Here is a 24,461-nt window from a genome sequence, read left to right on the forward strand (position 1 = left end):
CCTTCATTTGCGCAACAAGCGCAGGCCGTTGAACACCACCATCAGACTCACGCCCATGTCGGCGAACACGGCCATCCACATGGTCGCTTCACCGGTCAGCGTCATGGCCAGGAAAACAGCCTTGATCCCCAGCGCCAGGACGATGTTCTGCAGCAGGATGGCGTGGGTCTGCCGCGACAGGCGCACGAAGGCCGGAATCTTGCGCAGATCGTCGTCCATCAATGCCACGTCGGCGGTCTCGATGGCGGTATCGGTCCCGGCGGCGCCCATGGCGAAACCGATCTCGGCCTTGGCCAGCGCCGGCGCATCGTTGATGCCATCGCCAACCATGCTCACCACCTTGCCCTGCGCCTGGCGCGCCTCGACCCAGGCCAGTTTGTCCGCAGGCAGCAGGTCACCACGCGCCTCGTCGACACCCACCTGTTCAGCGATGGCCGCCGCGGTATGGGCGTTGTCACCGGTGAGCATGCAGGTGCGTACGCCCAGTTCGTGCAGTTCGGCGACCGCCTCGCGGCTGGTCTGACGCACCGTGTCAGCGACGGCGAAAAGCATCAGCGCGCGCTGTTCGTCGCACAACACCACCACGCTCTTGCCCTGACGCTCCAGCGCCTCCAGACGCTCTTCCAGCTGCACAGAGCAGAGCCCGAGGTCTTCGACCAGGCGATGGTTGCCTATATAAAGCAGCGTGCCATGGACCACGCCCTTGGTACCGCGCCCTGGCAGCGCCTCGAAGTCCTCGACCTCATGCAGCGCCTGCCCTTGCTCTGCGGCGTGCTGAGCCAATGCCCGGGAAACCGGATGGTCGGAGCGCGCGGCCAGGCTCGCTGCCCAGGCGGCGTGCAGCGGCTCATCCACTTCCAGCAGATGGAGGCTGTCGGTTTGCACCGGCTTGCCGTGAGTCAAAGTGCCGGTCTTGTCCAACGCCAGCAGCGCCAGATGCCGACCATTCTCCAGGTACACGCCGCCCTTGATCAGGATGCCCTTGCGCGCGGCGGCTGCCAGGCCGCTGACGATGGTCACCGGCGTGGAGATCACCAGCGCGCAGGGGCACGCCACCACCAGCAGCACCAGGGCACGATAGACCCAGTCGAGCCAGGCACCGCCCATCAGCAACGGTGGCAGCACGGCAACCGCCAGGGCGAAGGCGAACACCGCCGGGGTATAGATGCGCGAGAACTGATCGACGAAGCGCTGGGTCGGTGCGCGCGAACCCTGCGCCTCTTCGACCGCATGGATGATGCGCGCCAGGGTGGTGTCGCGTGCCACCGCCGTTACGCGGAACTCCAGCGAGCCGGCCTCGTTGATGGTGCCCGCGAACACCGGATCGCCCACACCCTTCTCTACCGGCAGGCTTTCCCCGGTGATCGGTGCCTGGTTGACCGTCGACGAGCCGCCAACTACCTCGCCATCGAGACTGATGCGTTCACCGGGGCGTACACGCACCAACGCGCCCAGGCCGATGGACTGCACGTCAACTTCCTGCCAGGCACCATCGGCCTGCTTTACCGTCGCGCGAGGTGGCGCTAGATCCATCAGCCCACGAATCGCATTGCGCGCCCGGTCCAGCGAACGCGCCTCGATCAGTTCGGCCAGGGTGAACAGCACCATCACCATCGCTGCTTCCGGCCACTGGCCGATCAGCACGGCGCCGGTCACGGCGATGCTCATCAGCGCATTGATGTTGAGGTTGCGATTCTTCAGGGCGATCCAGCCCTTCTTGTAGGTGTTCAGCCCGCACACCAGGATGGCGGCCACCGCCAGCAGTGCCACCAGCCAGTCCGGACCGAGCTCGGCAAAATGCACGACCTCGGAAGCGGTCGCCACCACCCCGGCCAACGCCAGCGGCCACCAGGGCTTTTGCACGGGAGCGGCGACCGGCTGCTGAGCGGTGTTCTCATCCTGCAACTGCGGCGTGAAGCCCAGAGCCTCGATGGCAGGCAGAACCTGGGCCAGCGCCCCCTCGTCGTGACTGACGGTAAGCACGCGCTGCAGCAGGTTGAATTGCAGGCCCGCCACGCCCGGTAGCCGACCCAGTGCATCACGGATCAGGCGTTCTTCCGTGGGACAGTCCATCTGCTCGATACGAATGCGGGTGTTCAGCGGGCCACTCAGCGGCTCGTCAACGGACTGCTGATGAGCATCGTGATCATACCCGGCGTGGCCGTGGGCATGTTCGTGGTGGGCAGGCGGCTGTTCGTGCGAGTGGTCGCAGCAACGGCTCATGGCAAGTCTCCGTCAGGTATCTGTTGCCGAGTACACACCCTGTAGTCACTATAGGGTCAAGCACTCGCGGAGGCGAACCCATGAAAATCGGAGAATTGGCAAAAAAGGCCGGCTGCCAGGTGGAAACCGTGCGCTATTACGAGCGCGAAGGATTACTCCCGGCGCCCGCACGCAGCGAAGGCAACTACCGCCTGTATGGCGCCCCGCACCTGGAGCGTCTGGTGTTCATCCGCAACTGTCGGACGCTGGACATGACCCTGGAAGAGATCCAGCGGCTGCTGGCCCTGCGCGACCTGCCGCATGAGAGCTGCGCCGGCATCAACAGCCTGGTGGACGAGCATATCGAACATGTTCAGGCGCGAATCGACAGCCTGCAGGCGCTACGCGGCCAACTCACCGAGTTGCGCGACCGCTGCAACGGCCCCAAGGAGGCGGAAGACTGCGGCATCCTGCGCCAGCTCAACGTCAGCGGCGGCGTGCAACCGCTGCCGGACGACGGCCATACCCATGTCGGCAAGAGCCACTCGCATTGATGAACTACGCTTGCTGAGCACCGCTCCGGTATCTCACCGGACGCTCAGGGAGAAACGAAAATGGCTGGAAAATTCGAATTGAAGAAGGCCAAAGACGGCCAGTTCCACTTCAACCTGCTGGCGAGCAATGGCCAGGTCATCCTCAGCAGTGAGATGTACAAGGCCAAGGATTCAGCGCTCAACGGCATCGAGTCGGTGAAGAAGAACTCACAACGCGACGGCGCCTTCGAGAGCAAAACCTCGAGCAACGACAAACACTACTTCCTACTCATGGCCACCAACGGCCAAGTGGTCGGGCAAAGTCAGATGTACGCCAGTACCGCCAGTTGCAAGAATGGCATCGAGTCGGTGCAAAACAATGCACCGGGCGCGCCGACCGACGACCAGACGAATTAGTCGCCCTGCTTCCTGAACACGTAGAACAGATTCGGCTCGCTGATCAGGTACAGGTTGCCATCGTCGTCCGTTGCCACGCCCTCGGCCTGCGGCACACTGCGCTGCAGGCCATGTTGCCCACGCAGCAGCGACAGGGTGCTGACAGGCTTGCCGTCGGCGTTTAGTTCGATCACCAGGCGAGATTCATCCGACAGCGCCAGCATGTGGCCCGTCGCCGCATCGAAATCAAGGCTGGAAAGATCGCGCACGAACAAGCGGGCATCACGCTTCGGGTCGGTATTGACCTGCAGCGCCAACGGCTTGCTCTCATCGACATGGGGGAAACCAAGCACCTCGAAGATACGTACCGGATCGCGCTCCTTGGCCACCAGCAGACGCTGATTCTTCGCATCGTAGGCCAACCCCTCGAAGCCCTTGTTGCCATTGAGGCCGATACCCAGAGATAGCTGCTGGAAGTCGGCGGCATTCAGTACACGACTGTTATCGTCGATACGCACCTTGACCAGGCGCTGCTCGCGCTCGTCGGCGATCACGTAGACACCGGGCGCCACGTACTCGATAGCCTCAGGATCACCAAAACCCTCAAGGTCGATAGTGCGCTTGAGCTCACCGTCCAGGCTCATCTCGATCACCTTGGCCGGCTTATTGGTGACACTGAACAGGCTGCGTCGATCTGGATCGTAAGTCAGTGCCGAGACATCACTGATATCGACAATAGGCTTGGCCTCGATCACCACGCGATAGTCGCCCAGCCACAATGAGTGCTCGCGCCACTGCGCACTGTGCTGCCACTCTTGCACGGAGAACCAGGCTCGCTCGAACAATCGATACTGCTGGCCCAGCACGGCTCCAATCAACAGCACGAACAAAAGCAGATAAAGCCAGGGATTGATGGAGAGCAGACGACGCATGATGAGTTTCTCTGACTACCACGGAAAAGCCCGCCACGGGCTTAACGTGGCGGGCGGGCGGGATATCGCGATCAGTTGATCAGCTCGACGCGATCGACATCGATTTCGCGGCTGTTGAAGTCCTTGTCGACTTCACCGGTCAGGCGCACCTTGGCGGTTTCCGAGACCTTCTGGCCCGGCCAGTCTTCGTCGTCGATTTCAACCTGGATGGTGCCGGTGGCGTCCTTGAACTCGTAGAGCTCATCTTGCAGACGCTTGACGATCTGACCCTCGAGAACAACATGGGTGTCGTCAGCAGCTTCCAGCGCAGCAGCCACGGTGGTGACCTGCGGGGTGGCGCCAGGGCCGGTGTAACCGGTGGCGAAAGCAGCGGTGCTGAGCAGCGGCAGAACCATCAGAGCGAGAGCGGTACGTTTCATGGTGTGAACCTCGTTGTTCGTAAGTGACGGGGTCAGATTAGTGTCGCTAGCTGAAGCCAGACTGAATCGACGCTTAAGCGAAACTGAATCCGTCACGGGCGCTCATCCGGCATCCGGCGCCGGTTTACTGAAGACATAGAACAGGTTGGGCTCGGCGACGATATAGATGTTGCCCTCTTCATCCATAGCCACCCCCTCGGCCTGCTTGATGCCTTGCTCCAGACCATTGAAGCCCGCATTGAGGCTGAGGAAGCTGACCGGCTGACCAGAGCGGTCGATCTCCAGCAACATGCGCGACTCATCGGAGAGCACCAGCACGTGGCCCGTACGCTCATCGACGCTCAACGAGGAAATGTCGCGTAGCCCGAGGTTAACGGATGCCAACGGGTGCAAGACCCCAACGTCATCGTCAGCTCCCGGGAACGGCATGCTGAACAACCCCAGCGGACTGCGCTCCTTGCCAAGCAGCAGGCTGTGGCTACGTGAGTCCCAGCCCAGCCCTTCGAAACCCTTGTTGCCTGACTCGGCGAAACCCAGGTCGAAGCCGGGAAAATCGGCCGCATTCAATTCGAGATCATCGTCACCCAGGGTGAACGTGGTGAGCTGACGACGCCGCTCATCGACGATGGCCATCCGACCGTTGTCCATCATCTCCACGCCCTCAGGGTCAGCGAAACCCTTGAGCTCGATGCGCCGTAGGACTTCACCCTCACGCGACAGCTCCACCAGCAGAGGATTCTTGCCGGTTACGGTGAACAAGGTGCCGGTCTGCGGGTTATAGGTCAGCCCCGAGGTCTCGTCCTTTTCCAGGCCGGCCAGCGCCTTGGCCTGGATCACCGCGCGGTAACCGGGTAACCAGACACTGGCCAGGCGATCAACCAATGGCGTCGAGCGTTCCTGCAGCCATAACTGGGCGCGATCATCCCAGTGCTGGGTCTGCGCCAGTGCACCCAAGGCGACGACTGCCAGGCCTGAAAGCCAGTAGCGGGGGCGGCGAATCTTACGAAGGAGAGCGGACATCGGCTACGGCTCGGCTGCATGATGGCAATCCGACATCCGTTGTCGAGAGGAGTTCCGCCGGCCAGAGAGGTGGACGGCGGACGACTTCAGCGTTCAGGCGCTGAGCGCCTCTTATAGCACGCGGCTGGTGAAGCGACTGTGACCGACCAGCTCCAAAACCAGCTCGTCGCCCTTGTTCAGCGCACCCACGCCGACCGGCGTACCGGTGAGGATGACGTCGCCCGGCTGCAGGGCAAAGTGCCCGGCCATGTGCTGGATCATCGACACGATGGGGTTGAGCATGTCGCGGCTATTGCCGTCCTGGCGGGTTTCCCCGTTGATCACCAGGCGAATGCCGATATCGGCCAGGTCTTCGATGGCATCACCCGGCACGAAAGGCGCCAGCACGCAGGCACCGTCGAAGCTCTTGGCGATTTCCCAGGGATAGCCCTTCTCCTTGAGCTTGGCCTGCACATCGCGCAGGGTCAGATCCAGCGCGGAGGCGAAGCCGCTGATGGCGTCTCGCACCTCCTCGGCATCCGGCTTCTTCGACAGCGGCTTGCCGATCAGTACCGCGATCTCCGCCTCGTAATGCACGGAACCGCGATCATCGGGAATGGCGAAACCGCCATCGAGCGGCACCACACAGGAGCCCGGTTTGATGAACAGCAAGGGTTCGCTGGGCACCGGGTTGTTCAGTTCCTTGGCGTGCTCGGCGTAGTTACGGCCGATGCACACGACCTTGCCAAGGGGAAAGTGGACGGTGGTTCCGTCGACGTACTGGTGCTGATAGCTCATCACCGACTCCTGTGTTGTTTATATTGTGGGCATGGCGGCTTGTGGCCGGTGCCGTACCTTAACCGACGCGGGGCCGGATACGAAAACGCCCGCTATCAGGCGGGCGTCTGCGATCAGGCGAAGATCTTGCCGGGGTTCATGATCCCGTTGGGATCGAACACCGCCTTGATCGCCTTCATATACGCAATCTCGGCCGCCGAGCGGCTGTATTGCAGGTAATCGCGCTTGGTCATGCCAACACCGTGTTCGGCGCTGATCGAGCCGTTGTATTTCTCGACGATCTCGAACACCCACTTGTTGACCACCGCGCACTTGGCGAAGAAGTCTTCCTTGGCCAGCGCTTCGGGCTTGAGGATGTTCAGGTGCAGGTTGCCGTCACCGATATGGCCGTACCAGAGCACGTCGAAATCTGGATAGTTGGCCGAAACGATATCGTCGATGTCCTTGAGGAAGGCCGGTACCTGGCCGACGGTTACAGAGATGTCGTTCTTGTAGGGAACCCAGTGGCTGATGGTCTCGGAGATGTACTCGCGCAGCTTCCACAGGTTCTGCAGTTGCTGCTCACTCTGGCTCATCACGCCGTCGAGCACCCAGCCCTGCTCGACGCAGTGCTCGAAGGTCGCCAACGCTTCGTTGGCCACATCCTCGTTCAGCGCCTCGAACTCCAGCAGGGCATAGAACGGCGTGCGGCTCTCGAACGGCGCCGGCACGTCACCACGGCCGAGGATTTTCTCCAGGCAGCGGTCGGAGAAGAACTCGAAGGCGGTCAGGTCGAGCTTGCCCTGGAAGGCGTGCAGCACCGGCATGATCGAATCGAAATCCGGCGTGCCGAGCACCATCGCGGTGAGGTTCTTCGGCGCACGCTCCAGGCGCATGGTGGCCTCGACGACGAAGCCCAGCGTGCCTTCGGCGCCGATGAACAGCTGGCGCAGGTCGTAGCCGGTGGCGTTCTTGATCAGGTCGCGGTTCAGCTCAAGCAGTTCGCCGGTGCCGGTGACCACTTTCAGGCCGGCGACCCAGTTACGGGTCATGCCGTAGCGAATCACCTTGATTCCACCGGCATTGGTGCCGATGTTGCCACCAATCTGGCTGGAACCGCTTGAGGCGAAATCCACCGGGTAATAAAGGCCCTTCTCTTCAGCGAACAGTTGCAGCTGCTTGGTTACCACGCCCGGCTGGCAGACGACGGTGCGGTCGTACTCGTTGAACTCGACGATGCGGTTCATGTAGTCGAACGACACCACCACCTCGCCATTGGCGGCCACAGCAGCGGCGGACAGACCCGTGCGGCCGCCCGACGGCACCAGGGCGATCTTGTGCTGATTGGCCCAGCGCACGATGGCCTGCACCTGCTCGGTGGTCTTGGGGAAGACGATGGCCGAAGGTGCCGGAGCGAACTGCTTGGTCCAATCCTTGCCGTAGGTTTCCAGGGAATCGGCGTCGGTCGATACCTTGCCGGGTTCAACCAGGGTCTTCAGCTCTTCGATCTGGGCAGGGGTGGTCATCTACTGAACTCTCAAAGGATTCATGGTCGCCCTGAGAACCATTCAGGTCGCAACCGAGCATTGAAAAAGGCGAACATGCTAGCATACGCACCCCGTGAATCGAGCTATGCGGTGATCTACGGGCGCTGGCTGAGCTTCTCAGCCCTTCCCTGAAAACATCCCTGGGACAACAGGTACTCCGATGAGCAAGACCTCTCTCGACAAGAGCAAGATCAAGTTCCTTCTTCTCGAAGGCGTCCACCAGAATGCCGTGGACACTCTGAAGGCCGCCGGCTACAGCAACATCGAGTACCTCAAGGGCGCGCTGTCAGGCGAAGAGCTGAAAGAAAAGATCGCCGATGCGCACTTCATTGGTATTCGCTCGCGCACCCAGCTGACCGCCGAGGTCTTCGACTGTGCGAAGAAGCTGGTCGCCGTCGGTTGCTTCTGCATCGGTACCAACCAGGTCGACCTGGACGCCGCCCGCGAGCGCGGTATCGCCGTATTCAACGCGCCCTACTCCAACACACGCTCGGTGGCCGAGCTGGTACTGGCCCAGGCCATCCTGCTGCTGCGCGGCATTCCCGAGAAAAACGCCTCCTGCCACCGCGGCGGCTGGATCAAGTCGGCGGCCAACTCCTTCGAGATCCGCGGCAAGAAGCTGGGTATCGTCGGCTACGGCTCCATCGGCACCCAGCTCTCGGTACTGGCCGAGGCCCTCGGCATGCAAGTGTTCTTCTACGACACTGTGACCAAGCTGCCGCTGGGTAACGCCACGCAGATCGGCGACCTGTACGATCTGCTGGGTCTGTGCGACATCGTCTCCCTGCACGTGCCTGAGCTGCCATCCACCCAGTGGATGATCGGCGAGAAGGAAATCCGTGCAATGAAGAAGGGCGGCATCCTGATCAACGCCGCACGCGGCACCGTGGTCGAGCTGGACCACCTGGCCAATGCGATCAAGGACGAACACCTGATCGGCGCGGCCATCGACGTGTTCCCGGTCGAGCCCAAGTCCAACGACGAAGAGTTCGAGAGCCCGCTGCGTGGCCTGGATCGCGTGATCCTGACCCCGCACATCGGTGGTTCCACCGCCGAAGCTCAGGCCAATATCGGCCTGGAAGTGGCCGAGAAGCTGGTCAAGTACAGCGACAACGGTACCTCGGTGTCCTCGGTCAACTTCCCGGAAGTGGCCCTACCGGCGCACCCGGGCAAGCACCGCCTGCTGCATATCCACGAGAACGTGCCGGGCGTGATGAGCGAGATCAACAAGGTGTTCGCCGACAACGGCATCAACATCTCCGGCCAGTTCCTGCAGACCAACGACAAGGTCGGCTACGTGGTGATCGACGTCGACGCCGAGTACTCCGACCTAGCTCTGGAGAAACTGCAGCACGTCAATGGCACGATCCGCAGCCGCGTTCTGTTCTAAGCCGGAGCTGCTGCGCGTCGGCGGCATGCAGAAATGAACAAAGGGAGGCTTCGGCCTCCCTTTCTCATTCCGTAGGGTGCGCCGCGCGCACCACCGTGCCCCGGATTGCATCCGGGCTACCTCAATCCCGCTCCAACCGCGCCAACTCGGCGGCCGCTTCGTCCAACTGCATTTCGTTGTACACCTTCACCCCAGCTCGCTTCAGCAGGGCTGCTGTCACGCCCTCGCCCGACACCCGCACACCACTGAAGCTGCCGTCGTAGTTTTCCAGATTGCCGCACGAAGGGCTGCGCGCCTTGAGCAGGGCGATCTGGATACCGTGCTCACGTACCAGCACCAGCGCCTGTTCGGCGCCATCGACGAACGCGGCGGTGACGTCTTCGCCCTCGATCGTCAGCACCGGTAGTCGCCCGTCCAGCACCGCACTGCCCTGACCACCGCTTATCTCCGCAGGCGCACGTGGCGTCGGCAGGCCGCCCGCCACCTCCGGGCACAGCGCCACCACCCGCCCCTCGTCCAGCCACTGCTGAAGCTGATCGAAGGGACCGTGAGCACCACCGTCATAACGCACCCGATGCCCGAGCAGGCAGCGGCTGACCAGTATCTTATGCATCAGCTCTCTCCATGACCGCGCGCAGGACTCAGAGTAGCGCGTCACCTCGACGCCGAAACCAGCCGGTCAACGACAGCCGTTCGCGGGTGGCCGGCAGCACTTCGTGAGGCATGTCCCCGGACAGAAACAGTGCCAGCGTGCCCGCCAGGGGCAACACGTCATGCTCGCGGCCGTCATTGAGATACAGGCGCAATGCACCACCCTGCTCGGCCTGCCAGCTGTCGTTCAGATAGAGCACCGCCGACACCGCGCGGCGATCGTCATCGCGAAAGCGGTCGAGATGGCGTCGGTAGAATGCCCCTGGCTCGTAGCAGGCGAAATGGCACTCGTAGTCCTCCAGTCCCAGAAACAGCTCCTGGTTCAGGGCCTGCCGCAGGCCATCCATCAGTTGCAGGTACTGGTCACAGGCCTGGTTCTGACCAGGCTCCAGCCATTGAATGCGATCACCGCGAATCCCTTCCTGTATCTGCTGCGCACCCCCACGACCAACGCTGGCGGCATTGAGTTCGCCATTGCGCGCACGTGTGCGGCACTCGGCGGCCAGTTCGCGGGTCAGAACTTCTGGGGCGAACAGCGCCCGTTGCGACCAGCCCTGGCTGGCAAGGTCGTCGATAAGGCCGGAGAAGAGGTCTTGCGGGCGGGGTTCGGTCATGGCGGCGATTGTACAGCGCCGGCTAGCCGCTAGACATAGCTCGACAAGCCCCTTTCAGCCACCGAAAATAGCGGGCCGCAGCACCCTGCGGCCGGCCAGGAAAGTTTGCCAAGGAGTTCTCGATGCGCGTTCTGTTTGCCCTGTTGCTGATTGGCCTGACCTTGCCGGCCCTGGCAGACGACCACCTGCGCCTGTATCAGGCTGCCGGTTGGCCGCAACAGCGCGAACATTTCAACCAGGCACTCGATGCCGCTCAGCAGCGCTACCGCAGCACCCTGCCACCGGCGGTGTTCCAGGCCCTGGTGGATAACAGCAATCGTCGCTTCGCCGCTGCCGCCATCGACCAACGCGCGCAGCACAGCCTGGGCATGGAACTGGCCGACCCGCAGCCGGCGCTGGCCTTCTTCGAATCCGAACTGGGGCGCAAGATCGTCGCCGCCGAAACGCTGGCCACGCGTCGCGACCAGTTGGCCAAGTACGAGAATGGCCTGCCGCGCACCGACGCGGATGCCACCCGACGCCTGCTGATTCGCCATCTGGCGCAGGCACTGCCAGCCAAGGAAGCCGGCGCCGAAGTCAGCCTGGCGCTGGCCGGCGTGGCGGCCGACAGCCTCAGCCAGATGCTTCCCGGCCTGCTTGGTGGCGGCCAGGCCCAGGGGCTGCTCAATGGCCAGCGCGAACGCCTGATGACGCAGATCGAACAGGACCTCGACAACACCCTGCTGCATGTCTACCGCGAATTGAGCGACCCCGAGCTGGAGCAGTTCGTCGAATTCGCCCAGTCGGATGCGGGCAAAGCCTATTACCAGGCGGCCCTGCAGGCGCTGCGGGCCGGCCTCGCCGTGGGCATGAGTACCAACGAGCTTGCGCCAGCGCCGCAGGGCATCTAAGCCAGGCGCTCGCGCAGGAAATCGAAGTACTGCTGGCGCAGCCCCTCGTTCTCATTGGCCAGATGGTGACGTGCCTCTGTCAGGCGCAAGATCTGCGGCTGATTGAACTTGCTCTGCAGCACCTCAAGGTTGTAGCGCCAGTCCACCGTCATGTCCGCCTCACCCTGAATGATCAACGGGCTGTGCGCGCTGCGCCCGGCCGCCTCGATATGTGGCACCCACTTGGCCAACGCTCCAACCCAGGCCGTGGGCAAACTGCGTGGCTGCAGGGGGTCGAGGTTGTGTACGAAATCGATGAAGGTGGCATCGCTGGAGTTATCGCTGAAGCGCCGTGGAATTTCCCGAACGAACCGGCTGAGCACCCGATAGCTGAGTTTCGACCAGCCCCAGGCACGCGGTCGCACCAGCGGCGCCAGGAGAATGCTCTGCCCCAGCTCCGGCCGCTTGCCGTCCGCGAGCAGATAATCCAGCAAGATCGCCCCGCCGGTGCTCTGCCCGCACAGGTGCCAGGGCTGCGGCAGCCCCAGCTCGCTGGCCTGCTCGAACAAGCCGCCCAGCACCTGCTGATATTCGGCAAAGTCACCGATGCTGGCGCGCGCGCCGCTGGACAGTCCGTGCCCCGGCAGGTCGCAGGCGAGCACGGCGAAGTTCATGCTCAGCGCCCAGTCGACCACATGCCGATACAAGCCCATATGGTCGTAATAGCCGTGCAACAGCAGCAGCGTGCCGCGCGGCTCGGCTGGCGCCCACAGCTGCACGGCGATCTGGTAGCCGGCGGCATTGAAGCTGCCGAGGCGGTTGTCCAACCCGGCAAAACGCGCAGCCAGGTCAAAACCGTAGAAGCTGCGGTACGCCTGCAGCGCCGGCAAGTCCAGACGCGCTGCGGCCAAGGGTCGCAGCAGGGGGCGCAATTGATCGGGCTGAAACGGCTCTGACATAGGGCTTTCCATAAGTTGCGCGAGGCGCGCGGTCGATACCGGCGCCATCGTCTCGAATGCTGCGATATTCAGCTGCCCGACGCATCGTGGCAAGCTACACGCCCTTTTTACCCCCGGCCCGCGCCATGCCCCGCCTGTCACGCAAGAACCTGCTCATCACTCTGCTCGCCCTGGTCTGGCTGGCCGGCATGGTGCTGGCCTACCGCTGGTTCGAAACGCGTTATCTGCGCACCTTCGATGAACGCGCGGCGGTGTTCTCCGGCGCCGAACTGCAATTGCCCGCCGAGCTGAGCGGCCCCGGTGCGATCCGCCTGGTGCATTTCTGGGACCCGGCCTGCCCATGCAATGTCGGCAACCAGCAGCACCTGGCCGAGCTGATCGAACACTACACGCCACAAGGCGTGCAATTTCACGTCGTCCAGAAGCCCGGCAGCCAGGGCCGTCTGCCCGCCGAACTGGCCGCGCTACAGCCCATCGACGAGCTGCCCGGCAGCGCCAACCTGCCGGCCAGTCCTGCCGTGGCGATCTGGGACAAACAGGGCCAGCTGGCCTACTTCGGCCCCTATAGCGAAGGCCTGGTCTGCAACTCGAGCAACAGCTTCATCGAACCCATACTCGAAGCGCTCTCGGCTGGGCGCAAGGTGAATGCCAGCAATACCCTGGCGGTGGGCTGCTTCTGCGAATGGGCCGCGCCGACCAGCAACTGACGAGGCCCGAGCAACGTAGGTTGGGTTAACCGCCTGCCGCGTTTACCGGCCGATTAGCCCTGCTTGACGCGGCGTAACCCACTCTACAAACGCTCTTCACTCGCCAGTCGATCCGTGACGCGACACCAGACCGCGCGGCGTGCCGCCCTGCCAGCGGCGAAACGCTCGATAGAACGGCGACAGTTCGGCAAAGCCGCAGGCCCGCGCCACTTCTCGTACGCCCAGTCCCTGATCCAGCAGGCGCAAGGCGCGTAAACGCCGCACTTCATCGTGCAATGCACGGAAGCTACTGCCCTGCTCGCTCAATGAGCGCTGCAAGGCGCTGCGATTGCTGCCCAGAGCGAGCGCACAGGCCTCGAGGCTACAGGTAGCAGTGCCCAGGTTGACCTCCAGCCAATAGCGCACCCGCACCAGCAACTGGTTTTCCACCAAACCGGCCAACTGCTTCTCGGCTTCCTCACTGAGCACCTCGAACAGCCGCGGACTGGCACTGCGCGAGGGCCGCGAGAGCAGCGCCCGCGGCAGGATCAGCACGTCGTGAGGCCGCGAGAAACGCGGCTCGACACCGAGCAGGCGACGATGCTCGGCAAGTTTGCGCGGCGCACGATGGCGAAACTCCACTCCCAACAGCGGCAGCTCGCCGCCTGCGGACGCCAGCATCTTGCTCAGCAGCACGGCCAGACATTCCATCTGCTGACGCAACGAGCCAACCTCGCGGTAGTTGAGGTCGATCACCAGCCGCGCTTCATCGCCCTGCTCCTCCAGCCGTGCGGCAAAACCGCCTGAGAGGATGTGCTGGAAGCGCACGAAAGCCTGCAGGCCCTGGCGCAGATCACGCGCCGCCAACAGCAGGTAGCTGACCACGTCCATCGGCCGTGGCTGCATCACCTCACCCAGGTGCAGGCCGATGTCGACATCCCCGCTGATACCCTCCAGCGCCTGCCAGAAGCGCGGCGCGTTGTCGTGCTCCTCTCGCGCCTCCAGCAGCGGTGCCGCCAGCGCCACGCCGGCGTAGGCGCGGCGGTAGGTGTCGGTCGGGTCGAACCCCAACGCGGCCAACGCCTCGTAGAGCAGGCGGCGCAAGGTCGAAGAATGCGTGAGGGCGACGAAGGCGTTATCGGGCATGGGGATTCCAGCGATCTTTGACCATAGACTTTCAGCATCGAGGCATATGGTCAATGCCGACGCCAGGACGCCCGCGCAAAATGCTCGCACGCTTGCCCCACAACAATAAGGATCGCCGGATGAAACGCTCCCTGACCGCCCTTGCCCTGCTGGTTGCCGCCGCAGCAGGCGGCCTGACCTGGTACCTGCACGACAAGCAACCGCAGCGCGATGGCGAGTTGGTGCTCGCCGCCCTGCAGGCGCCGGTCACGGTCGACTACGACGAACGCGGCGTGCCGCACATCCGCGCCGAGAGCGAGGCGGACATGTACCGCGCTCTGGGTTTCGTGCACGCCCAGGATCGTCTGTTCCAGATGGAGCTGCTGCGGCGTCTGGCGCGCGGTGAACTGGCCGAAGTGCTCGGCGAAAAGCTGGTGCCCACTGACCGTCTGTTCCGCACTTTGGAAATCGGCCGTCATGCCGACGCCTATGCCGCTCGGCTGGATCCCAACAGCCCGTCCACCCAGGCGCTGAATCACTATCTGGAAGGGGTCAACCAGTACCAGGCCAACCGCCCACGGCCACTAGAGTTCGACCTGCTGGGTATCGAGCCACGCCCGTTCACCGCAGCCGATACGCTCAGCGTCGCCGGTTACATGGCCTACAGCTTCGCCGCGGCCCTGCGCACCGAACCGCTGATGACCCATATCCGCGACGAGCTGGGCGCGGACTATCTCAAGCTGTTCGACCTAGACTGGCATCCGCAGGGCGTGCTTGGCACTTCCCTGGCTGCCGGCGACTGGCAGGATCTTTCCGCCCTCGCCCAACTCAGCAGCAGCGCGCTGGAGGGCACCGGTCTGCCGCAGTTCGAAGGCAGTAACGCCTGGGTGATATCCGGCAGCCGCACCGCCAGTGGCAAACCGCTGCTGGCGGGCGACCCGCACATTCGCTTCTCGCTGCCGGCCGTCTGGTACGAAGCGCACCTGCAGGCGCCCGGTTACGAGCTATATGGCTACCACCACGCACTGATTCCCAGCGCCATGCTTGGCCACAATCGTGACTTCGCCTGGAGCCTGACCATGTTCCAGAACGACGACCTCGACCTGATCGCCGAGCGCACCAATCCGGACAACCCCAACCAGGTCTGGTACCAGGGCAACTGGGTCGACCTCGAACAACGTACGGAGAGCATCAAGGTCAAGGGCGCCGAACCAGTGCAGATCACCCTGCGCCGCTCACCGCACGGGCCGATCATCAACGACGCCCTGGGCCAGACCAGCGGCAGCACGCCGATCGCCATGTGGTGGGCCTTCCTCGAAACCGATAACCCGATGCTCGACGCTTTCTACCAGTTGGGCCGCGCCGATAGCCTGGACAAGGCCCGCGCCGCCGTCGAGAAGATCGAGGCCCCCGGCCTCAACGTGCTCTGGGCCAGCGCCAGCGGTGACATCGCCTGGTGGGCCGCGGCCAAGCTGCCGCTGCGCCCGGATGGCGTCAACCCGACCTTCATCCTCGATGGCGCCAGCGCTGAAGCGGACAAACTCGGCTATCACCCCTTCAGCGCCAACCCGCAGGAAGAGAACCCCGAGCGCGGCTATATACTCTCGGCCAACTACCAGCCCGTGCCGGCCAGCGGCATCGAGATTCCCGGTTACTACAACCTGCCGGACCGCGGTCAGCGCCTCAACCAGCGCCTGAACGATGCCTCGGTGAAATGGGACACGCAGAACAGCCAGGCGCTGCAGCTCGATCCTGGTACCGGCTATGGTCCGCGCTTGCTGGTGCCGATCCTCGACGAGCTGCGCGCAGCAGCGGCGAACGATGAGGAGCGCGCACTGGTGGAGCAACTGGCCAAGTGGAATGGCGACCACGAGCTCGACTCCGTGGCCGCCACCCTGTTCAACCAGCTGACCTATCAGCTTGCCCACGAAGCCATGGCCGACGAGCTGGGCGAGGTGTTCTTCGACAGCCTGCTGCAGACCCGCGTGCTCGACACGGCCCTGCCGCGCCTGACCGCCAATGCCGATTCACCCTGGTGGAATCGCCAGGGCAGCGAGCAACGCGAGAGCCGCGCGCAGATCGTCGCCGACGCCTGGCGTGCCAGCCTGGACCACCTGCGCAGCGTTCTCGGCGATGATCCCGCAGCCTGGAGCTGGGGCCGTGGTCATACCCTTACCCATAGTCACCCGCTTGGCCAACAGCAGCCACTGGCCTGGCTACTGAATGTTGGCCCGCTGGCCGCACCGGGCGGCCATGAGACGCCGAACAACCTGTCGCACAAGGTAGGGCCGGCGCCCTGGCCGGTGGTTTACGGCCCCTCGACCCGGCGTCTGGTCGACCTGGGTGACGCCGACAAGGCCCTGGGTGGTATTCCTGTTGGCCAGAGCGGCGTGCCTTTCGATGCCCACTATGGCGATCAGGCGACCGCCCACGTAACTGGCGAGTATCAGCCACAGCACCTGAGCGACGACGACGTCAAAGCCAACAGTCAGGCCACCCTGCAGCTCCTGCCGCGCTAACAGCGGGAACACAGCGTGGTGCGCCAACGGTGCATCACGCTGCACGCTGGTGCACAGCGGCGCTGAAAATGGCGCCGCAGGCCCTCGCCTGCGGGCCTCAACCCCGAAAAACCGCGACTTGCGGCGCTGGTAATAAAACTGGCACACGCCCTGCATAGGCTAAGGCAATCCCAGTTTCGGGGACCTTGGTACAGGCAGGCCGGGGAATCCCCTTCTTTATTCGACGCCACCGCGCGTCATGTGTAACGCGCCATTGCTCGGCCAACGAGCGCGGCGCCACCCGTTTCGGGGACCTTGGTACAGGCAGGCCGGGGAATCCCCTTCTTTATTTGGGACGCAGTGCCAGTCGTGCACGCCAACGTCCATCCTCTTGCGCACCGCGCCACTCCCCGTCTAGCGGACGGGGCGATACCAGCACCAGCAGCAGATCCCGCCCGTCGCGCTCCACGCGCCAGTTCACCAGGCCCAGCGGCAGCTTCAGTTGCCCCTCGCGCACTTTCCCGTAGGCATCTTCGTAGCGATACACCAGAGCGCCATCAACATGCTCGGCCTGGCCCACCGGCTCACGGTTGAACCAGAGCTGCAATCCCTGCTCCCAGGCCTCGGCATCCTCGATACGCAGACGCGGTGGATCGAACACCCGGCCAATCATCATGCCGACGAGAAAGGCGATCAGCATCACCGATGCCATGAAACGCCAGCGCAAACGCGGCCGTGGATCTTCAGGCGGCGTAGAATGGCGCTCGTCCCAGCGCTCGGAGTGTTGCATGTTCCACGTCATCCTCTTTCAACCGGAAATTCCGCCCAATACCGGCAACATTATCAGGCTGTGCGCCAACAGCGGCTGCCAGCTGCATCTGATCGAGCCGCTGGGCTTCGAGCTGGACGACAAGCGCCTGCGCCGCGCCGGCCTGGATTATCACGAATACGCCACGCTCAAGCGCCACCCGGACCTGCAGAGTTGCCTCGAAAGCCTCGGCCAGCCGCGCCTGTTCGCCTTCACCACCAAGGGTTCGCAACCGTTCCACGAGATCGCCTACCAGCCCGGCGACGCCTTCCTGTTCGGCCCGGAAAGCCGTGGCCTGCCAGAAGAGGTGCGCAACGCCCTGCCACCCGAACAGCGCGTACGCCTGCCCATGCGCGCCGGTTGCCGCAGTCTGAATCTATCCAATACCGTGGCCGTCACCGTTTACGAAGCCTGGCGGCAGAACGGCTTCGCTGGCGCCGACTAAGGCCGCGAGCGGACACAAAAAAGCGCCCCGAAGGGCGCTTTTTCATGCAACCGAGCCGCACTTAGTGAGCGGTGGTTTCGCCGGCTTGCTGCATGCGCTGCAGCTCCTGGGCGTACAGTGCGTCGAAGTTCACCGGCGACAGCATCAGCGCCGGGAACGAGCCACGGGTCACCAGGCTGTCCAGCGCTTCGCGAGCGTAAGGGAACAGGATGTTCGGGCAGAACGCACCGAGGGTGTGGCTCATCGAGGCAGCGTCGAGGCCTTTGATCAGGAAGATGCCAGCCTGCTGCACTTCAGCGATGAAAGCGACTTCTTCGCCATTCTTCACGGTCACCGACAGGGTCAGCACCACTTCGTGGAAGTCGCCTTCCAGCGCTTTCTGGCGGGTGTTCAGGTCCAGGCCAACGCTCGGCGTCCACTCCTGGCGGAAGATTTCCGGGCTCTTCGGCGCTTCGAAGGACAGGTCCTTGACGTAGATGCGCTGCAGGGAGAATTGCGGATTCTGCGATTCGTCAGCGGCTGCGCCGCTGTTGGCTTGCTCGGTCATGGCGTTTGCCTTCCTTAACGTTGAGGTTTCAAGCGGGGCTCTGCAGCAGCGCATCGAGCTTGCCGGCGCGCTCCAGGGCATAGAGGTCGTCACAGCCACCCACGTGGGTGCTGCCGATCCAGATTTGCGGCACCGAGGTGCGCCCGGCCTTGCGGGTCATCTCCGCGCGGATGGCCGGCTGGCCGTCGACGCGGATTTCCTCGAAGTCCACCCCTTTGCTGGCCAGCAGTTGCTTGGCACGCATGCAGTAGGGGCACCAATCGCTGGAGTAGACGACCACGCTGGCCATATCACTTCACCAGCGGCAGGTTGTCGCCACGCCAGGTGGCGATACCACCAGACAGCTTGGCAGCGGTAAAACCGGCCTTCTTCAGTTCGCGGGCAATGCTGCCAGCGTGCTGGCCCATGGCGTCGACCACGACGATGGTCTTGGCCTTGTGCTTCTCCAGCTCGGCGATGCGTGCTACCACCTTGTCGTAGGGGATGTGCAGGGAGTCGACGATATGGCCGGCGGAGAAATCCTTCTGCGCACGCACGTCGAGCACCATGCCCTTGTCACTGTTGACCAGCGCAGTGAGCTCGCGGCTCGACAGGCTCTGCCCGCCCTTGCGCATTTCGGTGACGATCAGCAACACCAGCAGAACGGCGAACATTCCACTCAGTACGTAGTGGTTGATGATGAATTCAATCAGGTTGGCGAACATCTATATGGCCCAGGACGGTAAAATGCCGGCCAGTATACACAGGCCCACAGGTCGGCCAAACCCCGTCTGGCAGTGACGCGCCAGGCGCTTGGCCCTAAAATGCCGGGCTGTTCCATTGCCCCCTCAGACGCAGAGCGAGCCAGTTTAATGAGTGCCACGCCAAAACCCTTGGTTCTGATCATCCTCGACGGCTTCGGTCACAGCGACAAACCCGAGTACAACGCCATCTACGCTGCCAACACGCCGGTGTACGACCGCCTGCGCGCCACCTACCCGCACGGCCTGATCTCCGGCAGCGGCATGGACGTCGGCCTGCCGGACGGGCAGATGGGCAACTCCGAAGTCGGCCACATGAACCTCGGCGCTGGCCGCGTGGTGTACCAGGACTTCACCCGCGTGACCAAGGCGATCCGTGACGGTGAGTTCTTCGACAACGCCACGATCAACCAGGCCGTGGACAACGCCGTGGCCGCCGGCAAGGCCGTGCACATCCTCGGCCTGCTCTCCGATGGCGGCGTGCACAGCCACCAGGATCATATCGTCGCCATGGCCGAACTGGCCGCCAAGCGCGGCGCCGAGAAGATCTACCTGCACGCCTTCCTGGATGGCCGCGACACCCCACCGAAAAGCGCGCAGCCATCCATCGAATTGCTCGACGCCGCCTTCGCCCGCCTCGGCAAAGGCCGCATCGCCAGCCTCACCGGCCGCTACTTCGCCATGGACCGCGACAACCGCTGGGATCGCGTGCAGCAAGCCTACGAGCTGATCGTCGACGGCGCTGGCCAGTTCAACACCGCCACTGCCGTTGAAGGCCTGCAGGCCGCCTATGAGCGCGGCGAGAGCGACGAGTTCGTCAAGGCCACCACCATCGGCACGCCGGTGCAGGTCGAGGACGGTGACGCCGTGGTGTTCATGAACTTCCGCGCCGACCGTGCCCGCGAACTGACTCGCGCCTTCGTCGAGCCCGGCTTCAAGGAGTTCGAACGCAAACGCGCGCCGCAGGTCGGTTTCGTCATGCTCACCCAGTACGCGGCGAGCATCAAAGCGCCCAGCGCCTTCGCTCCGGAAGCGCTGACCAACGTGCTCGGCGAATACCTGGCGAAGAACGGCAAGACCCAACTGCGCATCGCCGAGACCGAGAAATACGCCCACGTCACCTTCTTCTTCTCCGGCGGCCGCGAAGAACCGTTCGAGGGTGAAGAGCGCATTCTGATTCCGTCGCCGAACGTCGCCACCTACGACCTGCTGCCAGAAATGAGCGCGCCGGCAGTCACCGACAAGATCGTCGATGCGATCGAAAATCAGCGCTATGACGTGATCATCGTCAACTACGCCAATGGCGACATGGTCGGCCATACCGGTGTGTTCGAGGCAGCAGTCAAGGCTGTGGAAACCCTCGACAGCTGCGTCGGCCGCATCACCGAGGCGCTGGCGAAGGTCGGCGGCGAAGCGCTGATCACCGCCGATCACGGCAACGTCGAGCAGATGGAAGACGAGTGCACCGGCCAGGCGCACACTGCGCATACCTGCGAGCCGGTGCCATTCATCTACGTCGGCGAACGTCCGGCACGCATCCGCGAAGGCGGTGTACTGGCCGACGTGGCGCCAACCCTGCTCAAGCTGATGGGCATCGAAAAACCGGCCGAAATGACCGGCAAGACTATCGTCGAGCTGCAGTAATCGACAGAAAACAAGAAACGCCCCGCGCCATCAGGCCTGGGGCGTTTTTTTTGCCCGGCAGCGCGGGCATACTAGGCCTCAATTCGCCCTCCGGTGTCGCCTCGCCCATGCTTCGCATCCTTGTCCTGATTCTGCTCAGCAGCCTGATCGCTCCGGCCATCGCCGACGAGCGTGCCGATACCCAGCGCCAGCTGGAAGCAGCACGCCAGGACGTGGCCGAGTTGCAGAAACTGCTGAAAAAACTGCAGCAGGAAAAATCCGGTGTGCAGCAGCAGTTGAAGAAGACCGAGACCGAGATGGGCGACCTGGAAGGTCAGGTCAAGGAACTGCAGCGCGAGCTCAAGGGCAGCGAGCAAGAAATCCAGCGCCTGGATCAGGAGAAAAAAAAACTCCAGGGCGCGCGCACTGAACAGCAGCGGCTGATCGCCATCCAGGCCCGCGCCGCCTATCAGAGCGGCCGCCAGGAGTACGTCAAGCTGCTGCTCAACCAGCAGAACCCGGAAAAATTCTCGCGCACCCTCACCTATTACGACTACCTCAGTCAGGCTCGCCTCGAGCAGCTCGCAGCATTCAACGAGACTCTGCGCCAGCTGGCCAACGTCGAGCAGGAAATCACTAGCCATCAGGCCCAGTTGCAGGCGCAGAAGGCCGGCCTGGACGAACGTCACGCCAAGCTTGCCGAGGCGCGCAAGGAGCGCCAGCAGGCCCTGGCCAAGCTAAACAGCGACTTCGCCACCCGCGACCAGCGACTCAAGGCGCGCCAGCAGGAGCAGGCCGAACTGGGCCGTGTACTGAAGACCATCGAGGAAACCCTGGCCCGCCAGGCGCGTGAAGCCGAGGAAGCGCGCAAGCGCGCCCTGGCAGCGCAGCAGGCAGAGCAGGCGCGGCCTGGCAGACAGCAGAGCAGCCAACCAAGCGGTCCGTTGGTGACGTCCGGCGCTATCTACGGCGGACCTTTCGCCAGTGCACGCGGCAAGCTGCCGTGGCCCGTCGATGGCCGATTGGTAGCACGCTACGGAACCCCACGTGGCGGCGACGCTCGTACTAAATGGGACGGCGTGCTGATCGGCGCACCCGCCGGCAGCCAGGTACGCGCCGTGCATGGTGGTCGAGTGGTATTCGCCGACTGGTTGCGTGGCGCCGGTCTGTTGGTCATTCTCGACCATGGCAATGGTTATCTGAGCCTATATGGCCACAACCAGAACCTGCTCAAGAGTGCCGGAGATGTGGTCAAAGCCGGCGAGCCCATCGCCACCGTTGGTAGCAGCGGTGGTCAGGAAACATCGGCACTGTACTTCGCCATTCGCCAGAACGGTCGTCCGAGTGATCCGGCACAGTGGTGCCGCGCGCAGGGATAATCAGGCCGAGAGCCTGATAGCGCCTCATCCATTTAGGAGTTTTTTCATGTCTCATCGCTTCCGCCCCACCTGCCTGGCCCTGGCCCTCGGGCTGCTGCTCGGCGCTCCAGCCCTGCACGCCGCCGAGCCTGCCCCCGCGCCAGCACAGGCGGCGAGCGGCAAGGCCCCTCTGCCGCTGGATGATCTGCGTACCTTCGCCGAGGTTATGGACCGCATCAAGGCCGCTTACGTCGAGCCAGTCAGCGACAAGACCCTGCTGGAAAATGCCATCAAGGGCATGCTCAGCAACCTCGACCCGCATTCGGCCTACCTCGAGCCGGAAGCCTTCGCCGAGCTGCAGGAAAGCACCAGCGGTGAATTCGGCGGCCTGGGCATCGAGGTCGGCATGGAGGACGGCTTCGTCAAGGTGGTTTCACCCATCGACGACACGCCCGCCTCGAAAGCCGGCATCCAGCCTGGCGACCTGATCGTCAAGATCGACGGCCAGCCGACCAAGGGCCTGTCGATGATGGAAGCCGTGGACAAGATGCGCGGCAAGGCCGGCAGCAAGATCGAGCTGACCCTGGTGCGTGACGGCGGTCGCCCGTTCGACCTGACCCTGACCCGTGCGGTGATCAAGGTGCGCAGCGTGAAGAGCCAGATGCTCGAAGACGGCTACGGCTATCTGCGCATCTCGCAATTCCAGGTCAACACCGGCGAGGAAGTGGGCAAGGCGCTGACCAAACTGCGCCAGGAAAACGGCAACAAGAAGCTGCGCGGCCTGGTCATGGACCTGCGCAACAACCCGGGCGGTGTGCTGCAGGCAGCCGTAGAAGTGACCGACCACTTCCTCAAGAGCGGCCTGATCGTCTACACCGAAGGTCGCCTGGCCAACTCCGAACTGCGTTTCAACGCCGACCCGGCCGATGCCAGCGAAGGTGTACCACTGGTGGTGCTGATCAACGGCGGCAGTGCGTCGGCCTCGGAAATCGTCGCTGGCGCCCTGCAGGACCATAAGCGCGCGGTACTGATGGGCACCGACAGCTTCGGCAAGGGCTCGGTGCAGACCGTGCTACCGCTGAACAACGATCGCGCCCTGAAGCTCACCACGGCGCTGTACTTCACCCCCAACGGCCGCTCGATCCAGGCCCAGGGCATCATCCCTGACATCGAAGTGGCACGCGCCAAGCTCACCCGCGAGCAGGACAGTGAAGGCATCAAGGAAGCGGATCTGCAGGGCCATCTGGGCAATGGCAACGGCGGCGCGGATCGCCCGAGCAAGGCCGCCCAGGCCGCACGCACCGAGCGTCCGCAGGACGACGACTACCAGCTGAGCCAGGCGCTGAACCTGCTCAAGGGGCTGAGCGTCACACGCGGCAACTGAGACGATACGGCAATACGAAAAAGCCCGGACAACTGTCCGGGCTTTTGCTTTGCTGCGACTTACACACCTCGTAGGGTGCGCTATGCGCACCGAGCCCGACGCCAGGGTCGGAGCTCTAGAGCCACAGAGGTTACAGATAGTTCTCGGTAATATCGTCGATGAAGCCTTCGCTGCGCAGCTCGTCCAACGCCTTCTGCAGACGCTCGACCACCTCGTCCGGGGTGTCTTTGTTCAGGGCCAGATACAGCTCGGCCTCCCTGAAACGCAGCACGGTATTGAGGCCGGTGACGTCTTCCTGCTTGGCCAGATAACGGCCAACCGGGTCGGTAGTGGCCCACAAGTCGATTTGCCCACGCACCAGCTTCTTCACGTTCTCCTGATCACGCAGGGCGTTGATCGGCGCCAGGCCCTGGCTCTCCAGGTTCTGGCTGACGGCATCGTTCTTGTAGGCACCGATACGATACTTGGCCGCGTCCTGCAGACTCGACACCTTGATGTCGTTACCCGGCGCGGCGAGCAGCACCCAACCGGTCTTGGCCAGCGGGCCAACCCACTTGAACAGCGGCTTGCGCTCCTCGGTGTAGGTGGTGGAGAACAGGCCGTAGTTGGGTTTGTCCAGCGTCAGGCGATACAGGCGGTCCCAGGGGAAACGCAGGGTCAGGGTGTAGCCAATGCCGGCACGCTTGAACATCTCACGCACGATGTCGGCGCTGATGCCGTCGATGCCGTCGTCACGGGCGAAGTTCTTGTCGTCCACCGCCATGTTGAAGGGCGGGAAATTCTCGGTCAGCAGCACCACCTTGTAATCCTGCGGCAACTCCGCGTGCGCGGAACCGCAGAGCATGAACAAGGCGACAAACAGGCTTTTCTTCAGAGTATTCAGCATAAGACGTACCGCTCGCATGATTTTGGTTATGGCTAGCGACATCCTTGCATGGGCCCGAGCCCGATCATTGGCA

At 63.4% G+C, this 24,461-nt stretch carries 25 protein-coding genes; 10 read left to right on the forward strand and 15 right to left on the reverse strand.

The features are described 5' to 3' along the window. Positions 1 to 3: 3 nt before the first annotated feature. Complete coding sequence (locus tag RTH74_RS13900; RefSeq protein WP_316915041.1) at positions 4 to 2,223, reverse strand: heavy metal translocating P-type ATPase; 2,220 nt, start codon at positions 2,221 to 2,223, stop codon at positions 4 to 6. An 80-nt stretch (positions 2,224 to 2,303) separates the two neighbouring features. Here RTH74_RS13900 and cadR point away from each other — a divergent pair, with 80 nt between their 5' ends. Together cadR and RTH74_RS13910 are read left to right on the forward strand one after the other, a co-directional pair. Next, positions 2,304 to 2,756 carry a Cd(II)/Pb(II)-responsive transcriptional regulator gene (gene cadR / locus RTH74_RS13905; protein ID WP_316915042.1) on the forward strand — a complete coding sequence of 151 codons (453 nt, stop codon included), beginning with the start codon at positions 2,304 to 2,306 and terminating at the stop codon, positions 2,754 to 2,756. A 60-nt stretch (positions 2,757 to 2,816) separates the two neighbouring features. Next, entirely contained in the window at positions 2,817 to 3,152 is a 336-nt protein-coding gene (locus RTH74_RS13910) for a YegP family protein (RefSeq protein ID WP_316915043.1), read from the forward strand. Here the strand turns inward: RTH74_RS13910 and RTH74_RS13915 are convergent. The 5 genes from RTH74_RS13915 to RTH74_RS13935 form a co-directional block, all read right to left on the reverse strand. After that, positions 3,149 to 4,063 carry an SdiA-regulated domain-containing protein gene (locus tag RTH74_RS13915; protein WP_316915044.1) on the reverse strand — a complete coding sequence of 305 codons (915 nt, stop codon included), beginning with the start codon at positions 4,061 to 4,063 and terminating at the stop codon, positions 3,149 to 3,151. The two genes, RTH74_RS13910 and RTH74_RS13915, sit on opposite strands and share 4 nt — an antisense overlap. A gap of 71 nt (positions 4,064 to 4,134) precedes the next feature. Then, positions 4,135 to 4,482, reverse strand: coding sequence for a NirD/YgiW/YdeI family stress tolerance protein (locus RTH74_RS13920; RefSeq protein ID WP_021490467.1), 348 nt, complete (start codon positions 4,480 to 4,482; stop codon positions 4,135 to 4,137). Between the two features lie 102 nt (positions 4,483 to 4,584). Further along, positions 4,585 to 5,502 (reverse strand): SdiA-regulated domain-containing protein, encoded by a 918-nt coding sequence (locus RTH74_RS13925; protein ID WP_316915045.1) that lies wholly within the window; start codon positions 5,500 to 5,502, stop codon positions 4,585 to 4,587. A 111-nt stretch (positions 5,503 to 5,613) separates the two neighbouring features. Next, complete coding sequence (locus RTH74_RS13930; RefSeq protein ID WP_316915046.1) at positions 5,614 to 6,279, reverse strand: fumarylacetoacetate hydrolase family protein; 666 nt, start codon at positions 6,277 to 6,279, stop codon at positions 5,614 to 5,616. A gap of 113 nt (positions 6,280 to 6,392) precedes the next feature. Beyond that, positions 6,393 to 7,784, reverse strand: coding sequence for an FAD-binding oxidoreductase (locus RTH74_RS13935; RefSeq protein WP_099526005.1), 1,392 nt, complete (start codon positions 7,782 to 7,784; stop codon positions 6,393 to 6,395). A gap of 181 nt (positions 7,785 to 7,965) precedes the next feature. Here RTH74_RS13935 and serA point away from each other — a divergent pair, with 181 nt between their 5' ends. Beyond that, a complete protein-coding gene (gene serA / locus RTH74_RS13940) occupies positions 7,966 to 9,195 on the forward strand; it encodes a phosphoglycerate dehydrogenase (RefSeq protein ID WP_099526006.1) in 1,230 nt (409 codons plus the stop codon). A gap of 121 nt (positions 9,196 to 9,316) precedes the next feature. On the opposite strand, the gene RTH74_RS13945 is transcribed toward serA, so the two are convergent. Both RTH74_RS13945 and RTH74_RS13950 read right to left on the reverse strand, forming a co-directional pair. Beyond that, complete coding sequence (locus RTH74_RS13945; protein ID WP_316915047.1) at positions 9,317 to 9,808, reverse strand: DUF523 domain-containing protein; 492 nt, start codon at positions 9,806 to 9,808, stop codon at positions 9,317 to 9,319. A gap of 28 nt (positions 9,809 to 9,836) precedes the next feature. Continuing rightward, complete coding sequence (locus tag RTH74_RS13950) at positions 9,837 to 10,460, reverse strand: 2OG-Fe(II) oxygenase (protein WP_316915048.1); 624 nt, start codon at positions 10,458 to 10,460, stop codon at positions 9,837 to 9,839. Between the two features lie 122 nt (positions 10,461 to 10,582). Between RTH74_RS13950 and RTH74_RS13955 the strand changes: the two genes are divergently transcribed. Then, a complete protein-coding gene (locus tag RTH74_RS13955) occupies positions 10,583 to 11,350 on the forward strand; it encodes a hypothetical protein (protein ID WP_099526009.1) in 768 nt (255 codons plus the stop codon). Here RTH74_RS13955 and RTH74_RS13960 read toward each other — a convergent pair. Further along, a complete protein-coding gene (locus tag RTH74_RS13960) occupies positions 11,347 to 12,288 on the reverse strand; it encodes an alpha/beta hydrolase (RefSeq protein ID WP_316915049.1) in 942 nt (313 codons plus the stop codon). The two genes, RTH74_RS13955 and RTH74_RS13960, sit on opposite strands and share 4 nt — an antisense overlap. Positions 12,289 to 12,413: 125 nt before the next feature. On the opposite strand from RTH74_RS13960, the gene RTH74_RS13965 reads away from it, so the two are divergent. After that, positions 12,414 to 12,995, forward strand: coding sequence for a DUF6436 domain-containing protein (locus RTH74_RS13965; protein WP_316915050.1), 582 nt, complete (start codon positions 12,414 to 12,416; stop codon positions 12,993 to 12,995). A gap of 96 nt (positions 12,996 to 13,091) precedes the next feature. Here the strand turns inward: RTH74_RS13965 and RTH74_RS13970 are convergent, their stop codons facing one another. Continuing rightward, positions 13,092 to 14,120, reverse strand: a complete 1,029-nt coding sequence (locus RTH74_RS13970; RefSeq protein ID WP_316915051.1) for an AraC family transcriptional regulator ligand-binding domain-containing protein — start codon at positions 14,118 to 14,120, stop codon at positions 13,092 to 13,094. Positions 14,121 to 14,239: 119 nt separating this feature from the next. Here RTH74_RS13970 and RTH74_RS13975 point away from each other — a divergent pair, with 119 nt between their 5' ends. Beyond that, positions 14,240 to 16,618 (forward strand): penicillin acylase family protein, encoded by a 2,379-nt coding sequence (locus tag RTH74_RS13975; protein WP_316915052.1) that lies wholly within the window; start codon positions 14,240 to 14,242, stop codon positions 16,616 to 16,618. Positions 16,619 to 16,943: 325 nt separating this feature from the next. Here the strand turns inward: RTH74_RS13975 and RTH74_RS13980 are convergent, their stop codons facing one another. Beyond that, the gene (locus RTH74_RS13980) at positions 16,944 to 17,387 is read right to left on the reverse strand and encodes a hypothetical protein (RefSeq protein WP_316915053.1); all 444 of its coding nucleotides are present in this window, start codon (positions 17,385 to 17,387) and stop codon (positions 16,944 to 16,946) included. Between RTH74_RS13980 and trmL the strand changes: the two genes are divergently transcribed. Further along, positions 17,386 to 17,850 carry a tRNA (uridine(34)/cytosine(34)/5-carboxymethylaminomethyluridine(34)-2'-O)-methyltransferase TrmL gene (gene trmL, locus RTH74_RS13985; protein WP_179543706.1) on the forward strand — a complete coding sequence of 155 codons (465 nt, stop codon included), beginning with the start codon at positions 17,386 to 17,388 and terminating at the stop codon, positions 17,848 to 17,850. The two genes, RTH74_RS13980 and trmL, sit on opposite strands and share 2 nt — an antisense overlap. 61 nt (positions 17,851 to 17,911) lie before the next feature. Here the strand turns inward: trmL and secB are convergent, their stop codons facing one another. Genes secB through RTH74_RS14000 form a run of 3 tightly spaced genes read right to left on the reverse strand, consistent with a single transcriptional unit; the run spans position 17,912 to position 19,101 of the window. Continuing rightward, on the reverse strand, positions 17,912 to 18,397 hold the full coding sequence (secB, locus tag RTH74_RS13990; RefSeq protein ID WP_125879760.1) for a protein-export chaperone SecB: 486 nt from the start codon (positions 18,395 to 18,397) through the stop codon (positions 17,912 to 17,914). Positions 18,398 to 18,425: 28 nt separating this feature from the next. Then, entirely contained in the window at positions 18,426 to 18,686 is a 261-nt protein-coding gene (grxC, locus tag RTH74_RS13995; RefSeq protein WP_037002286.1) for a glutaredoxin 3, read from the reverse strand. A 1-nt stretch (position 18,687) separates the two neighbouring features. Then, the gene (locus RTH74_RS14000) at positions 18,688 to 19,101 is read right to left on the reverse strand and encodes a rhodanese-like domain-containing protein (RefSeq protein WP_316915054.1); all 414 of its coding nucleotides are present in this window, start codon (positions 19,099 to 19,101) and stop codon (positions 18,688 to 18,690) included. 147 nt (positions 19,102 to 19,248) lie between these two features. Between RTH74_RS14000 and gpmI the strand changes: the two genes are divergently transcribed. The 3 genes from gpmI to RTH74_RS14015 all read left to right on the forward strand — a co-directional run bounded on the left by gpmI (position 19,249) and on the right by RTH74_RS14015 (position 23,502). Beyond that, positions 19,249 to 20,781 (forward strand): 2,3-bisphosphoglycerate-independent phosphoglycerate mutase, encoded by a 1,533-nt coding sequence (gene gpmI, locus RTH74_RS14005; protein WP_316915055.1) that lies wholly within the window; start codon positions 19,249 to 19,251, stop codon positions 20,779 to 20,781. A 107-nt stretch (positions 20,782 to 20,888) separates the two neighbouring features. After that, positions 20,889 to 22,139: a murein hydrolase activator EnvC family protein gene (locus RTH74_RS14010; RefSeq protein WP_099526019.1), complete on the forward strand. Its 1,251-nt coding sequence runs from the start codon at positions 20,889 to 20,891 to the stop codon at positions 22,137 to 22,139. A gap of 46 nt (positions 22,140 to 22,185) precedes the next feature. Further along, the gene (locus tag RTH74_RS14015) at positions 22,186 to 23,502 is read left to right on the forward strand and encodes a S41 family peptidase (protein ID WP_316915056.1); all 1,317 of its coding nucleotides are present in this window, start codon (positions 22,186 to 22,188) and stop codon (positions 23,500 to 23,502) included. Between the two features lie 130 nt (positions 23,503 to 23,632). Here the strand turns inward: RTH74_RS14015 and RTH74_RS14020 are convergent, their stop codons facing one another. Then, positions 23,633 to 24,388, reverse strand: coding sequence for a substrate-binding periplasmic protein (locus RTH74_RS14020; protein WP_106733379.1), 756 nt, complete (start codon positions 24,386 to 24,388; stop codon positions 23,633 to 23,635). Positions 24,389 to 24,461: the final 73 nt, after the last annotated feature.

It is taken from the genome of Pseudomonas sp. zfem001, from assembly GCF_032621725.1.
GTDB lineage: Bacteria > Pseudomonadota > Gammaproteobacteria > Pseudomonadales > Pseudomonadaceae > Aquipseudomonas > Aquipseudomonas sediminis.

Coding starts and splice junctions, on each gene's coding strand:
- RTH74_RS13900 (WP_316915041.1), bottom strand. CDS start 2,223: ATGAGCCGTTGCTGCGACCACTCGCACGAACAGCCGCCTGCCCACCAC.
- cadR (WP_316915042.1), top strand. CDS start 2,304: ATGAAAATCGGAGAATTGGCAAAAAAGGCCGGCTGCCAGGTGGAAACC.
- RTH74_RS13910 (WP_316915043.1), top strand. CDS start 2,817: ATGGCTGGAAAATTCGAATTGAAGAAGGCCAAAGACGGCCAGTTCCAC.
- RTH74_RS13915 (WP_316915044.1), bottom strand. CDS start 4,063: ATGCGTCGTCTGCTCTCCATCAATCCCTGGCTTTATCTGCTTTTGTTC.
- RTH74_RS13920 (WP_021490467.1), bottom strand. CDS start 4,482: ATGAAACGTACCGCTCTCGCTCTGATGGTTCTGCCGCTGCTCAGCACC.
- RTH74_RS13925 (WP_316915045.1), bottom strand. CDS start 5,502: ATGTCCGCTCTCCTTCGTAAGATTCGCCGCCCCCGCTACTGGCTTTCA.
- RTH74_RS13930 (WP_316915046.1), bottom strand. CDS start 6,279: ATGAGCTATCAGCACCAGTACGTCGACGGAACCACCGTCCACTTTCCC.
- RTH74_RS13935 (WP_099526005.1), bottom strand. CDS start 7,784: ATGACCACCCCTGCCCAGATCGAAGAGCTGAAGACCCTGGTTGAACCC.
- serA (WP_099526006.1), top strand. CDS start 7,966: ATGAGCAAGACCTCTCTCGACAAGAGCAAGATCAAGTTCCTTCTTCTC.
- RTH74_RS13945 (WP_316915047.1), bottom strand. CDS start 9,808: ATGCATAAGATACTGGTCAGCCGCTGCCTGCTCGGGCATCGGGTGCGT.
- RTH74_RS13950 (WP_316915048.1), bottom strand. CDS start 10,460: ATGACCGAACCCCGCCCGCAAGACCTCTTCTCCGGCCTTATCGACGAC.
- RTH74_RS13955 (WP_099526009.1), top strand. CDS start 10,583: ATGCGCGTTCTGTTTGCCCTGTTGCTGATTGGCCTGACCTTGCCGGCC.
- RTH74_RS13960 (WP_316915049.1), bottom strand. CDS start 12,288: ATGTCAGAGCCGTTTCAGCCCGATCAATTGCGCCCCCTGCTGCGACCC.
- RTH74_RS13965 (WP_316915050.1), top strand. CDS start 12,414: ATGCCCCGCCTGTCACGCAAGAACCTGCTCATCACTCTGCTCGCCCTG.
- RTH74_RS13970 (WP_316915051.1), bottom strand. CDS start 14,120: ATGCCCGATAACGCCTTCGTCGCCCTCACGCATTCTTCGACCTTGCGC.
- RTH74_RS13975 (WP_316915052.1), top strand. CDS start 14,240: ATGAAACGCTCCCTGACCGCCCTTGCCCTGCTGGTTGCCGCCGCAGCA.
- trmL (WP_179543706.1), top strand. CDS start 17,386: ATGTTCCACGTCATCCTCTTTCAACCGGAAATTCCGCCCAATACCGGC.
- RTH74_RS13980 (WP_316915053.1), bottom strand. CDS start 17,387: ATGCAACACTCCGAGCGCTGGGACGAGCGCCATTCTACGCCGCCTGAA.
- secB (WP_125879760.1), bottom strand. CDS start 18,397: ATGACCGAGCAAGCCAACAGCGGCGCAGCCGCTGACGAATCGCAGAAT.
- grxC (WP_037002286.1), bottom strand. CDS start 18,686: ATGGCCAGCGTGGTCGTCTACTCCAGCGATTGGTGCCCCTACTGCATG.
- RTH74_RS14000 (WP_316915054.1), bottom strand. CDS start 19,101: ATGTTCGCCAACCTGATTGAATTCATCATCAACCACTACGTACTGAGT.
- gpmI (WP_316915055.1), top strand. CDS start 19,249: ATGAGTGCCACGCCAAAACCCTTGGTTCTGATCATCCTCGACGGCTTC.
- RTH74_RS14010 (WP_099526019.1), top strand. CDS start 20,889: ATGCTTCGCATCCTTGTCCTGATTCTGCTCAGCAGCCTGATCGCTCCG.
- RTH74_RS14015 (WP_316915056.1), top strand. CDS start 22,186: ATGTCTCATCGCTTCCGCCCCACCTGCCTGGCCCTGGCCCTCGGGCTG.
- RTH74_RS14020 (WP_106733379.1), bottom strand. CDS start 24,388: ATGCTGAATACTCTGAAGAAAAGCCTGTTTGTCGCCTTGTTCATGCTC.